Source organism: Gelidibacter sp., from assembly GCF_053579655.1.
Genome location: NZ_JBMDWE010000033.1, coordinates 34,247 through 47,118, shown reverse-complemented (window position 1 = coordinate 47,118; position 12,872 = coordinate 34,247). Strand labels below are relative to the sequence as shown.

Sequence of the window (12,872 nt, the reverse complement as noted above, 5' to 3'; positions counted from 1 at the left end):
TAGGAGCGGATGTTACCTCCACCAACGGTTCCATCACAGGGGTTGCCAACGATGCCGCTTTAATCGCAATGGATTTGGAAGTAAAGGTTGATGGTGCCACTATTGTAGTAGATCCTACCAACGGGGTACAGGTGAAGGACTTGGGGATAACCACCGTTAAAATAGCCGACCAGAATATAACAACGACGAAGATTGCCGATCAAAATATTACAACGGAAAAAATTGCCGACAATGCAGTGGACGGAAAAAAGATACAGATTGAAGGAGAGGCGCAAGGTTCCATGCTTTATAACAATGGTACAGACTGGGTAGATTTCCCAAAAGGATCTGCCGGTCAATTTTTAAAGATGAATGCTACCGGTACCGCACCGGAATGGGCAACCGCACCAACTTCAAAGAGAATTGGGGAGTTTGTATTCGCTAAATCTGGGAGGTCAAGGGCCGATGGTTATTTGGAGGTTAAGCCTGGCACCATAATCAATGGTAAAATTACTTACCCCCTGTGGGCGGCACAGTACCCAGAGTTTATCTCAGGCAACAACATTGTCTTTCCGGCCGATGTTGAGGGTATGTTCCTAAGAAATACCGGGGGTAATGCAGCTGCTGAGGGAAGCTTCCAGAACAATGCTACGGCTAGACCAACTACAAATTTCACTACAGATACCACCGGTAATCATAGACATATAGTTTACGGCGATACAGCCACTGAAATCAGGGGGTCCAGTGCAACCTCAGGGGATACTGTACTTGTAAATGGAGATGGAAGAAGTAATAATCAAGATACGGGGTATGCTGGTAATCACAACCACATCATTACCGGGGGGGGAGATAGTGAGACTAGACCCAAAAACCGTGCCTACCAACTATATACTATAGTAGATACCTATTAATCTTGGATAGCACAAATAACTATTATGCCTATAAACTGAAAATCAAAAAAATGGATCAATTAAAAAAGCTCATAGGAGGGCTACTGATCATGGGGGTACTGTGCGTACAGGCCCAAGTGACCAATACCGGGGAAATGACCGCGCTACCTGGTACCCAGATCGTCTCCCTATCTCACTTCAGTAATACGGACACTGGCACCGTAAATAATAACGGAGATTTCCAGTTTTATGGCGATTATAACAACGAAGGCAATTTTTCCTTTCTTGCGCCTATAGGTGGGACCGCCCGATTTTTAGGGAAAAACATGCAGCATTTATCGGGAAATGGTGCCAATAATTTCTATAACGTGGCCTTCAATAACCCATCCGGGCCCGAGGCCTTTAAAGTAAATACCGCAATAAGGATTGTTAATAATGCAGATTTTATACAAGGTATTGTTAAGAATAATGATCTTCAAGGGAATTTTCTTTTTGGTCCAACGGCAAGTCATACTGGTACTTCCATGGATAGTTATGTGGACGGGACCGTTCTAAAAGAAGGGGATTCTGGCTTTACATTTCCAATAGGCGATGGTGGTTTCTACAGAAACCTTTCAATCTCTGAAACAAATGCTTCCAATACGGTCTTTGCAAGCCGTTACAAACTGGAAAATAGCAATGTTGATTACCCCCATAATGTGTATTTGGGGATCATAGGGTTTATAAATGATGTAGAATACTGGACGTTAGAGAGAACTCAGGGCACAGGAAGCGTAAGTCTCACCTTGCGATGGGACTCCAACACCACTCCAACAGAACTATTGAGCGGGGACTCTTCGGACATACATATTGTAAGGTGGGATACCGTAAGAAGTGCATGGGTAGCGGAAGGTAGTGTTATAAATATTGAAAATCAGTCGGTTACGACGACCTCCCCTTTAGGAAATTATGGGGTGTTTACTTTGGCAAAAGTGTCTACGGACGAAACGGATACAGATGGGGACGGGGTGCCAGATTTTGTGGAAATCAATTCGTTGCCCCCCACGGATCCCACAGATCCTAATGACTATACTGACACCGATGGTGATGGGGTTCCAGATTATGTAGAGAATAACACCTCACCCCCTAGCGACCCCAATAACATCAATGACTTTACTGATAGGGATGGGGATGGTATTCCAGACTATGTTGAAGACTTTGGGGTGGATACCGATGGCGATGGCGTACCAGATTTTATAGAGCTGACTGGTAATCCTGCTACAGATCCAAATGATCCTAGCGATTTTGCCGATAGTGATGGGGATGGTGTTCCAGATTTCGTAGAGGCCAATGGAATTCCAAAAAGCGATCCAAATGATCCAAGTGATTTTGCGGACAGCGACGGTGACGGTGTTCCAGATTATGTAGAAATAAATGGACAACCAGCTACCAATCCAAATGATCCAAACGATTTTGCGGACAGCGATGGCGACGGGGTACCTGATTATGTTGAAATTAATAGTAACCCTCCTACTAATCCAAACGATCCTAAAGATTTTACGGACAGTGATGGCGACGGGGTACCAGATTACGTAGAAATCAATGGTAATCCTGCTACCAATCCTAACGACCCTAAAGATTTTAAGGATAGCGATGGCGACGGCGTACCTGATTATGTTGAAATTAATGGACAACCAGCTACCAATCCAAATGATCCAAACGATTTTGCGGACAGCGATGGCGACGGGGTACCTGATTATGTTGAAATTAATAGTAACCCTCCTACTAATCCAAACGATCCTAAAGATTTTACGGACAGCGATGGCGACGGGGTACCAGATTACGTAGAAATCAATGGTAATCCTGCTACGAATCCAAATGACCCTAGCGATTTTTTGGATAGCGATGGCGACGGCGTACCTGATTATGTTGAAATTAATGGTGAACCTGCTACCAATCCAAATGACCCAAGCGATTTTTTGGATAGCGATGGGGACGGGGTGCCTGATTATGTTGAAATTAACGGAAATCCTGCTACCGATCCAAATGACCCGGCTGATTTTGCCGACAGCGATGGAGATGGAATTAGTGATTATACCGAACAGAGATACATCAAGGACGATCTCTTTATAGAAAATGATCTTGTCTCCAAAAGTAAACCAGGTGGCTTTTTTGAAATTGTGAACATCGAACGTTTTCCTGATAATACAGTAGAAATATTTAACAGGAATGGCATAATGGTCTTTAGAATAGATGGGTATGACAACTATTCAAAAGTTTTTAGGGGTATATCTGACGGCAAGACTACACTACAAAAAGGAGAGGGCCTGCCAACTGGTGTCTATTTTTATATAATTAAATATGTAAGAGATGCGAAAAGTAGATCAAAATCTGGCTATCTCTACTTCAACAAATAATTAGATGCCGATTTATAAAAGATAATATACAACATGAAAAATTTTTATATAACACTTGTATTTATAGCGACCTCTTTCGCTGGGGCTGTTGCGCAACAGGATGCGCAATATACACAATACATGTACAATACCCAGGTGGTAAACCCCGCTTATGCAGGATCACGGGGTGTGTTTAGTATTGCTGCCCTTTACAGATCCCAATGGATCGGATTAGACGGGGCGCCCACTACTCAGACATTGAACATAAACAGTCCAGTTTCTAAAAGGCTTGGAATTGGAATGTCCATAGTAAACAATGAAATAGGGAATGGTACGAATCAGAACACTTATTTCAGCTTGGATTATGCGTATACCATACCTACATCGAGTACTGGAAAACTTTCCTTAGGATTGAAGGCTGGGGGTCATTTGTTAGATGTAAACCTGGCTAAATTGAGAAATTATAATCCGGGGCTTCATGCATCCGATGATATTGGTGTGGATAAGAAGTTTTCCCCGAATTTTGGTGCGGGGATATATTACCATACAGATCGATTCTATACAGGACTTTCAGTTCCCAATTTTTTACAGACAACCCATTTTGAAACCGCAGAAGGGAGCAATTCCTATCAAATGAAAGAGAGTATGGAGTATTATCTCATTTCGGGTTTTGTCACGGACATTAACTACAATCTAAAGTTAAAACCGGCAGTATTGATTAAGGCAGTTAGCGGTGCGCCTTTGCAAGTTGATCTATCCGCTACGCTACTATACAATGAAAAGTTTTCATTGGGAGCAGCATACCGTTGGGATGCGGCCGTAAGTGCCCTATTCGGGTTTCAGATAAATGAGAAAATGATGTTGGGAATGGCATATGACCGTGAAACCACAGAGCTTGGAGGTACTCAATACAATGATGGTTCCTTAGAGGTTTTTCTAAGATTTGAACTTATATCGCATTACGGGCGCGTATTAACACCTAGATTCTTTTAAAATCATATAATGGACAAAAAAATCATAACCATGGTCAGTTTTTATCTTCTGATCTGTAGCCTGGGTAATGCCCAAAATATAAAACGAGCAGAACGAAGTTTTGATGATTATTCATATATTGATGCTATTACTTCTTTTGAGGATTTGGTCAAGATGGGTTATTCTAATAAAGAAATCCTTCAAAAACTAGGGGATTCATACTACAATAATGCGGAGTACAAGGAAGCTGGAGAGTGGTATGAAAAATTGCTTGCGCTACCTAATAACGACTCCAAATCGGAATATTTGTATCGCTATGCAATGTGCTTAAAATCAATCGGGGATTATGATAAATCTAACCAATGGATGCAGCTATTCAAGGACAAAGAGCCAGCGGATACCCGAGCTCTAAATTTTGAAAAAAACATGGATTATCTGGTGCAAATAGAGGAGTATTCAAATAGGTACACAGTACAAAACCTCTCAATTAATTCCAAAGAATCGGATTTTGCACCTACAGTGTATAAGGAACAGTTAGTTTTTTCTTCAGCAAGGGAAAGCGGATTTTTTTCGCGGATCCTTCATCTCTGGAACAACAAACCATTTCATAAGCTTTTCCGTGCATCGATTGCTGAAAGTTTATCGTTCTCTAAGCTTTCTGGGTTTTCAAAAGAACTTGACACTAAGGCTCATGAATCCTCTACCGCATTTTCCGCGGATGGAAACACATTGTACTTCACGCGCAACAATTTTAAGAAGGGGCGTTTTTCTAAAGATAACCTTGGTATAAGTAGGCTTAAAATATACCGGGCTGTTTTGGAAAATGGAAAATGGAAGCATGTTACGGAACTACCATTTAATAGTGATAATTATTCCGTGGCGCATCCTTCACTTAGTGCGGACGGGAAAAGATTGTATTTTGCCTCTGATATGCCAGGATCTATCGGGAGTTCGGATATTTTTTACGTGAACATACATTCGGACGGTTCATTCGGGGAACCTATTAATATGGGTCCAAATATCAATACAGAGGGACGCGAAACGTTTCCTTTTGTTACGGCCTCCAATCTACTGTATTTTGCATCCGACGGACATCTTGGTCTTGGCGGGTTAGATATTTTTGCAACCCAGCTTGAGGATGAGAAAAATAATTGCGTTGTCAATATTGGTGCGCCGATCAATAGCAAAGCGGACGATTTTGCCCTTGCCCTCGATGGTACGGGCAAGAATGGCTACTTTACCTCCAATCGCGAGGGCGGAATGGGGAGTGACGATATCTATTACTTTACGGAAGAAAAACCATTGAAAATTAAATGTTTCGATATTATTAACGGTGCCCTACAGGATTTGGAAGATGGGCAACCGCTGGCAGATTTCCAAATAAAGGTGTATAACCATAAGGATGAGATAGTAGTTGAAGGGATAACGGACAAAAGCGGAACATTCAGATTGGAACCAACCTATAAACCTGGAGATTATAAAGTAGTGGTAAATAAAGAGGGTTATGTAAATTATGAAGCTCCTTTTGTAATGAGCAAGAATAAAAATATTCATAAAATGGAAGTCTCAGTGAAACCTGAAATGGCCCCGATGGCCGTAGTAGGGACGAATTTGGGCAACTATTTAAATTTGAGTCCTGTTCTCTTTGATTTCGATAAATGGGCGATAAAAGAGGATGCAAAACTAAACTTGGACAAAATTGTTACCTATATGAAATTATATCCAAATTTGAAACTAGAAATTAGATCCCATACCGATACCAGAGGCAGTAAAAGTTATAACGAGGTACTTTCAGTTAAAAGAGCTTTAGAAACCAAAGATTATCTTGTCTCTCAAGGCATAAGTGGATCAAGAATTTCCTCCATTGGTTATGGTGAAAATGATTTAATCAACGATTGTAGTTCCCAGTACAAGTGTTCTGTGGTAGAGTATAGGCTTAGTCGAAGGTCCGAGTTTATAGTTGTCAATTGATAATCGACCATTGTGAATTTTCTTTAACCATGGGTTTAAGAGGTTTTATAATCAGATATACCTTCGGTAAATATAAAACTGAGTTTATATGAGGTATTGGATGGAAGCCGTCTCAATTTAGTTATTGAGACGGCTTATTTTTATCTAAATGGTAATATTTTAGTGGGGGCAGGGTACAGAACCTACAGTTTAATACTCTTTTAGATAAGGGCTTCCAGAGGTTGCGAAAAGTATGCCCACCGAATAGGGCATTTTTAGATTATTAATGCCCAAATCATTAATACATAAGGAGGATAAATAATAGATCCTTTGATAGTGATGTTGGACCAAATCAATATACTTTGCTTTCATCGTCTTGGATGGGAAAGATTTTTATCTATATCTCGGGTTCGTACTAGAATATATATTCGCCATCGTCAGCTTCCATAAGTTCTCCGGCAAGCAGGGCATCATAAAATATTTTGGCCTTTATCATTCCTCATTTGTTTTATTGATGGTACGGCTGCAAGTGTATACCCGAACATGCTCAATACTAGGTTCACTTTTTTCATGTTCAAGTTTGTCTTGCCTTGTTCTATTTTTCTGATAACGGTTAAGTCAACTCAAGAACTATCGGCAAACTCTTATTGGGTAGATTTACCTCTTTCCTCCGGTTTTCACAAATTCGGATAATGTTTCCATTATATGCTTTTAAGTATAATTCTAAATAAATACACTGAATTATACGAGATTGCATACAATCGTAGGGTAAATGAATGGTAGCGGCGAATAATTTCCGGTGAATAAGTTCTAGCCCTTTGACTCCGCGTAGGACAGGCTCTGTCGGGAGCTGGTGCGCTGGCCTTCGAATCCCGAAGACGAAACGAAAAACCTCTTGAGACGTGTTGTTTTATAGAGTGTTTTGGAGCCGTAAGGAACTGGCCAGGGCCAAGAATGCCAATGAGCTGTTTTTGAGATATCTGTTCTAGAAGGTAGATCATTATAGTTAATTATAGACCAAAGTAAATGGGGCCGCTAAGTGCCCCATTTTTTGTTAGGTGAATTGGTCAAAAGGCGACCTACTATATACTCCAACCACAAAATGCTGCGAAAAGCGAATATGATTCTAGTGAAAAAGGGGAGCATGGGGGAGTACACCGATATTTCTTCAACATAAAATGTCTGCTTATATTATAAAAGAATATAAAGAGGGTAGATACAGGGTTACTTTAAAGGAAATTGCTGCACAGATTTTAGGATAGTGTCCATTATTATTATTATTATTATTACATTTTTTTTTGTTAATCATATAAACACTTTCATTGATGTCCGATTAAAGTTGCGTTGATCTACTTAAAATAGTGATAAATAAAGGTCTTTCAATGTTTTTGATCCTCAATCTCCTTCATTTCGAGGTTTTTTGAAAACTATTGCAAAACATCATAACCCATATTAATTATGAGTTTCACAGTCTTTATTTTCAATTAATTACGTGTTTAGTCTTTGTTCTTGGTTCTAACAGCAAAGTGGCGGTTACTGAGCTTGTCGAAGTGTCTTGGTTCTTTTCATGTATTTTAAAGACCTCCACTTTAATCCCGATAAAATAAATAGTTGGTTAACAATAGATTGATATAACCAGAGCTGACTAAACTTTTAAAGTTAAATCGAAACCTGCTCTTAGGTAGACAATTCGAAATACATGTATATATAATAAGAATATGCTGTCATAGTTCCTAGTTTATAATCTTGGTATAAAAATAGCCGTTAGAAGCTTTTATGCTCCCAACGGCTACAGATCATAATTTGAAAAATTTACTCGCCCATCTAAAAATTTGGCGTAACAAGAGCGTGGTCAGAAAACTGATCACCGCTCCAAGTATGGCCAAAATACAGGTGGCCAATAATTCTTGGCGGCCAATATGTGGAAATGTGCAGGCCACTATGCCGCCTAACGTACCTACTTTAGTCGGTAGGGTCTTCATCCGGATCGTTGTTGTTGGCGCTTAGGCTCTCACCGTCCTGCACAACGGCTTGACTTACTGCCGTGGCTACGGTACCTGCCACCACAAAATAAGTAGCCACACTCACAATCCACATTGGCATGGCAATTGGCGCCGCCAAAAGTGTGCCTCCTGCGGTAGCAAGACCCAGACCCACGTTGCGCAGGATACGAAAAAATTTAGGTGTGGGTTTGTTGTATCTGTTTAAGATATTCATAACGATTGGAATTAATGTTTAACAAAATTGGTTCTTTCTTGTCCCTCGCCTGATGGCATAGAGATAGTAATTTCTGTAAAGCTCTTTGGGACTGAATACCAGTTCCAATTCCCGTCAGTTGCATAACTGGAGCAATACAACCCTGTAGCTCCCTAAAGGCATCATTTGCGCCATGAATCAGGATCTGACTCCTATTAAAAACATCCAGTACCTGCAAGTGTGCCTTATGCTTATCAGAAAATCGCGGTTGAAGCTCGTAAACACCTTCAGGGATGCAAGAAATAAGTCTCTTGTTCTCTCTCCAAGGCAGCTCGATGGTAAAACAGAGAAAATGCCCGTTTAAAGTGAGGGTACCGTTCGTACCCCCACTTTTATAAACTCTGGTCAGACTGATTTCCATCGCTAGATATTATCCACCCCTACAATGGCTAATGCGTTGTTGGCACCGTTTTTAAGAGGGTAATATTCGCCGTTGACCAACTGAAAAAACTCAATGCCCACAACTTGTACCACAGGTAATGTAGAAGCCGGAGTGAGAGTAACCGTCATAGAGGAGGCAGGTAGCTCCACTGGATCATAAGCTTGTATTCCTGAATTGCTTGTTGAGAAACCAAATTGCATGTTCGGGAAATCTAATTCTGCGCCTCCCAAAGCGATGCGATAATGAGTGGTCCCTGCGGGAGCAGCAATTCGGACCATCGGACTATAAGCCTCCAAGTCAATGGTCGCCTCACCAGTCACACGGTCAAATAACGCATCAAAAGCGGCATAAAGAGTGGTTCCCAAGGGTGAGGCACCATTAAAATTAAAACCCATTAAAAGGTCCATAGTGCCATTTTCAATGGTGCGCAGACCTCGCTCATTGGTAGCATCAGTCTTGATGATACTCAAAAGTACTTTGGTCAGTCTCCCCACCACCAGCCGATCCTTGGCGTGTTGCATCATGCTTCTGAGGGCATTGCGAATAAGCTTACCGCCCTTTCCAGCGGTTCCAAATTCTGATCCGTTTTCCCTGGTTCTTTGAAAAGCAGGGTCGTTAAGAATCCTCTGGCGACTTATGCCACCTTTTGCCCTGGCCATATGACCATCGGCAGTTCTGTAAAAGGAAATGTCATCGATAGTTCCTTTTAATTTGATAATTCCAGCTTGTTTTGCCATAATAAAATAGTTTTAAAGTGAATGGCAAATATGGGACAGACAAAAAGCCTTTGTTCACAACATGTGAACACCTTGGGGAAGATTAATTTTCTAAAAGATATAAATGTCGTTAAGATTGTCAGTATTTAATTGTACAAATCAGCTTAAAAAGAAATGCGAAAAGTAGGTTGTCGATAAGTTTAGTGTCATCCACGAAAACAGACTCCAAATTTCTCAATTGCTTTCCCAATCCAAATTACGCATATGCGCTGTGGAGGTTTCCAAAAACACGAATTGATAAAATAGAGAAGTCAGCAGAAGTCATAGTACCTATGGGAAACGAGTTACAGAAAACTGCATAGGTCTCACAAGCGGGGAAGGACTGAACGTAATTCTCTTCAAAATTCGCATTGGAGCACTAATGGTAGCCTAAGCTTAAAGTAGAAGATAGTGTTAAGGGTGAGAAGAGCTTTGGTGTGATGATTTACGAACCGCCGTATACGCAACTGAAATTGAATGATTAATTATCATTTAATTGAAAGTTGAGAGCGTAGCTCACGTACGTACGGTGGTGTGATAGGCGCACTCCGTTCCTATTTAGGGGCGGAGCCGCCTACTCGACTAGTGGCTGTGCTATTATTCATTTTTTAAAAGTTCATATTTCTTTTGCTTTTCTTGCCACCTTTTCAAAGCAAATTGTAGCATATCATCTACTTGGTCTTTTTCATCTATAATTTCGAAACCAAGTAGAGTTTCTATAATATCTTCAAGAGTTGTAATCCCATCCATACCACCATATTCATCAATAACCAATGAAATTTGTTCCTTTTTCAGAAGTAATTCTTCCCACGCGTCAAATAAGGTTATGTTTTTTTTGAAAACACTACAATTTCACGTTTAATGTTTTTTAGCTTTAAATCAAACTGGTCTTCTGCTAATTTTTCAAATACTAATTCTCTGAAAACATATCCCGTAACATTGTCTCTATTATCTTGGTATATTGGAATCCTTGAAAAATGCAGGAATTCTTTATTTTTTAAGAATTCTTGCAATGTCATGTTTTCATTTGCCGTGACAACCACAATTCGGGGTGTCATCACAGTTTTAATTCTTAAACTTTTTAGCTTTATTAAGTTTTGAATGATTTTGTTTTCTCTATCAGCAAAAACACCTTCTTGTGTACCTATACTTGCCAATGCCGAAATCTCATCTCTACTGGTTGTTAGTTGAGCTTTTTCTCTAGCTAGCATTTTTGTAAGTATAGAAGATAGCCACACCAATGGATATATTATATAAATCATCCCTTTGATGATTTTTGAGGAGATGCCTATTAAATCCCTATTATAGTTCGCTCCAAGGGTTTTAGGTATGATTTCGGTCAAGACTAATATTAAAATGGTTAAAATCGCTGAAACCAAACCAAAATAAGCTTCACCAAATACTACGGTTGCCTGTGCGCCTACTCCAGCCGCTCCAACCGTATGCGCCACTGTGTTTAAAGATAAGATTGCGGATAACGGTTTATCTATATCTTCTTTGAGCGAAATCATTGCATCTGCATTTTTGTCGCCCAATTCAGATTTTGATTTCAAAAATGAAATTGGTATTGATAGTAAAACGGCTTCCATTATTGAACACAAAAAAGAAACGAAAAGAGCAATAAAAAGATATATTAGTAATAGTGTCATCGTATGTTTTACTTTATTATTTATTTTTAAAGCGTTTTTTAGGGCATTGCCACTAACGGTCTTGTATGTGAAACTTAGTGTGTAAATAGGCGCTGACCTTTCGGATTATGCATAAGTCGAATTTTTTAATTTTCTTTTTATCTTATTTTCTCAAAAAACCAAATTAAAAAATTTGGCGGACTTCGCAAATACACACAAACCTCTCGGAAAGCCCATAATAGCTATGTTTTATATACGTTGTTATGTGCTGCCCATATCTCAATCGTGTTTTGGTTCAGGCAGATTAAAATATTCGTTTTTTGTTTTGTCCAAAGTTTGTGAAATCAGATTGAAATTTTCTTTTGTCGGTTTTAAGTCCACGAATTTGTCAATTATCGCTCTGTTTCTATAAATTACAAATGTATTTTCTACTTCGGGATTTATTTTGTTAAGGTTTACTTCGCTTTCCTTGTCGGAAAATGACGGAACAAAGGTTAAAGCTGTGTTTTTTATATTGAGTTCATTTCCCAAATTTTCTAACTCCTTTTGTCTTTTTTCCTTGTTGTAATTTTTCTCGTTGCCATAGACAAAATAGACTTTTAAATACTTACTGCGACTTGCGCTTTCAAGTTCTAAAAATGATAACCAATCTTTTATATTGTCCCAATTTGGATTGTTGCCAACAAAGTAAACTATTCCGTGAAATCTCCCATATTTACAAACAGGACAAGTTTTAGTTCCTTTATCTGGTCCAAACGCGTGGAATGGTGTAAACGAAGGATTGTCTTCGCCAATTTCAAGTCCCGAATTCAGTTTTGCCTGATTTTTTTCGGGATAGTTTGGAATATTAAGTCCTAAAATGATATTGTGTTCAGCTACTTGCATATCCTTATCAATCAACACTCTTAAAACACCACTTCCGCCTCGGTTTTCAAGAGCTTTTCTTTTTTTACTTGTCAATAAGATATCGTCATCAAAAACAAATTCGTCAATGTAATATTCGTCATCAACATTCGGTTCTTTTACAGAAGTGTGAATGTGTGCTGGCATATCATCGTTTGGATAAGGTGCTGGACGAATTGTATAAATTGAATATTTTCCATTTTCGTCCGATTTTACCCAACCTCTAATATGTCCGTGTCTTTTTGCTTGTTCATCCATTCCGTCTTTTGAGGAATAATATCCGTTATTGTCAGTTTGCCAATAATAAATCACAACGTTTGGTGCAGGAATTTTGCCGCCAAGTTTATAAACTGTTCCTGTTATCAAAAGTTTTTGACCTTTTTCTGTCCAGCCTGCACTTGTGTCGATTGACTTAATGTTTTTCGGCATTCCAACATACATCAATTCGCAACCGTCACATCCTCCACCAACAAGTTTTTTCTTGTCGGTTTTGACTTCCGTTTGTTTTCTATCAGTTTTGATTTGTCCGTTACAATTCGTTAACGTGCTTACCAAAGCAATCAAAATGATGATTTTTATTGTTTTTTTCATTGGTGTTACGATTTTTTTGGGTTGCACATAACGCTTGTTGTAAGTGTAGTTGCGTGGGTTAAACACTTAAAATAACAAAAATTGACCTTAGATTCTTGCCTGCTTTTTTTTTTTTGGCATTAATTTAAGTAAATGAAAACTGTCTTTTCGCTTTTGTTCATCTTTCACTTCATTAATAGAATCCTCCACGC

10 protein-coding genes and 1 pseudogene are annotated in these 12,872 nt (G+C 39.4%); 4 read left to right on the top strand and 7 right to left on the bottom strand.

Going from position 1 to position 12,872, the window contains the following annotated elements:
* The 4 genes and pseudogenes from ACOH2D_RS14875 to ACOH2D_RS14860 form a co-directional block, all read left to right on the top strand.
* Positions 1–890: pseudogene (locus ACOH2D_RS14875) on the top strand (hypothetical protein); the annotation flags it as partial.
* Between the two features lie 50 nt (positions 891–940).
* The gene (locus tag ACOH2D_RS14870) at positions 941–3,265 is read left to right on the top strand and encodes a T9SS type B sorting domain-containing protein (protein WP_449535705.1); all 2,325 of its coding nucleotides are present in this window, start codon (positions 941–943) and stop codon (positions 3,263–3,265) included.
* A gap of 33 nt (positions 3,266–3,298) precedes the next feature.
* Positions 3,299–4,237, top strand: coding sequence for a PorP/SprF family type IX secretion system membrane protein (locus ACOH2D_RS14865; RefSeq protein WP_449535704.1), 939 nt, complete (start codon positions 3,299–3,301; stop codon positions 4,235–4,237).
* Between the two features lie 9 nt (positions 4,238–4,246).
* A complete protein-coding gene (locus ACOH2D_RS14860; RefSeq protein ID WP_449535703.1) occupies positions 4,247–6,187 on the top strand; it encodes an OmpA family protein in 1,941 nt (646 codons plus the stop codon).
* A gap of 1,775 nt (positions 6,188–7,962) precedes the next feature.
* Here ACOH2D_RS14860 and ACOH2D_RS14855 read toward each other — a convergent pair.
* From ACOH2D_RS14855 to ACOH2D_RS14825, 7 genes are all read right to left on the bottom strand, one after another.
* Complete coding sequence (locus tag ACOH2D_RS14855) at positions 7,963–8,148, bottom strand: hypothetical protein (protein ID WP_449535702.1); 186 nt, start codon at positions 8,146–8,148, stop codon at positions 7,963–7,965.
* Positions 8,129–8,323, bottom strand: a complete 195-nt coding sequence (locus ACOH2D_RS14850) for a hypothetical protein (RefSeq protein WP_449535701.1) — start codon at positions 8,321–8,323, stop codon at positions 8,129–8,131. Before ACOH2D_RS14850 ends, ACOH2D_RS14855 begins: the two co-directional genes overlap by 20 nt.
* A 22-nt stretch (positions 8,324–8,345) precedes the next feature.
* Positions 8,346–8,783 (bottom strand): DUF5675 family protein, encoded by a 438-nt coding sequence (locus ACOH2D_RS14845; protein WP_449535700.1) that lies wholly within the window; start codon positions 8,781–8,783, stop codon positions 8,346–8,348.
* Positions 8,784–8,785: 2 nt separating this feature from the next.
* Positions 8,786–9,541, bottom strand: a complete 756-nt coding sequence (locus tag ACOH2D_RS14840) for a hypothetical protein (RefSeq protein WP_449535699.1) — start codon at positions 9,539–9,541, stop codon at positions 8,786–8,788.
* Between the two features lie 615 nt (positions 9,542–10,156).
* On the bottom strand, positions 10,157–10,333 hold the full coding sequence (locus ACOH2D_RS14835) for a hypothetical protein (RefSeq protein WP_449535698.1): 177 nt from the start codon (positions 10,331–10,333) through the stop codon (positions 10,157–10,159).
* A gap of 50 nt (positions 10,334–10,383) precedes the next feature.
* Complete coding sequence (locus ACOH2D_RS14830) at positions 10,384–11,148, bottom strand: CNNM domain-containing protein (RefSeq protein WP_449535697.1); 765 nt, start codon at positions 11,146–11,148, stop codon at positions 10,384–10,386.
* A gap of 318 nt (positions 11,149–11,466) precedes the next feature.
* Entirely contained in the window at positions 11,467–12,681 is a 1,215-nt protein-coding gene (locus tag ACOH2D_RS14825; protein ID WP_348035807.1) for a dioxygenase family protein, read from the bottom strand.
* Positions 12,682–12,872 lie beyond the last annotated feature (191 nt).

Coding starts and splice junctions, on each gene's coding strand:
- ACOH2D_RS14870 (WP_449535705.1), top strand. CDS start 941: ATGGATCAATTAAAAAAGCTCATAGGAGGGCTACTGATCATGGGGGTA.
- ACOH2D_RS14865 (WP_449535704.1), top strand. CDS start 3,299: ATGAAAAATTTTTATATAACACTTGTATTTATAGCGACCTCTTTCGCT.
- ACOH2D_RS14860 (WP_449535703.1), top strand. CDS start 4,247: ATGGACAAAAAAATCATAACCATGGTCAGTTTTTATCTTCTGATCTGT.
- ACOH2D_RS14855 (WP_449535702.1), bottom strand. CDS start 8,148: ATGAAGACCCTACCGACTAAAGTAGGTACGTTAGGCGGCATAGTGGCC.
- ACOH2D_RS14845 (WP_449535700.1), bottom strand. CDS start 8,783: ATGGAAATCAGTCTGACCAGAGTTTATAAAAGTGGGGGTACGAACGGT.
- ACOH2D_RS14840 (WP_449535699.1), bottom strand. CDS start 9,541: ATGGCAAAACAAGCTGGAATTATCAAATTAAAAGGAACTATCGATGAC.
- ACOH2D_RS14830 (WP_449535697.1), bottom strand. CDS start 11,148: ATGGAAGCCGTTTTACTATCAATACCAATTTCATTTTTGAAATCAAAA.
- ACOH2D_RS14825 (WP_348035807.1), bottom strand. CDS start 12,681: ATGAAAAAAACAATAAAAATCATCATTTTGATTGCTTTGGTAAGCACG.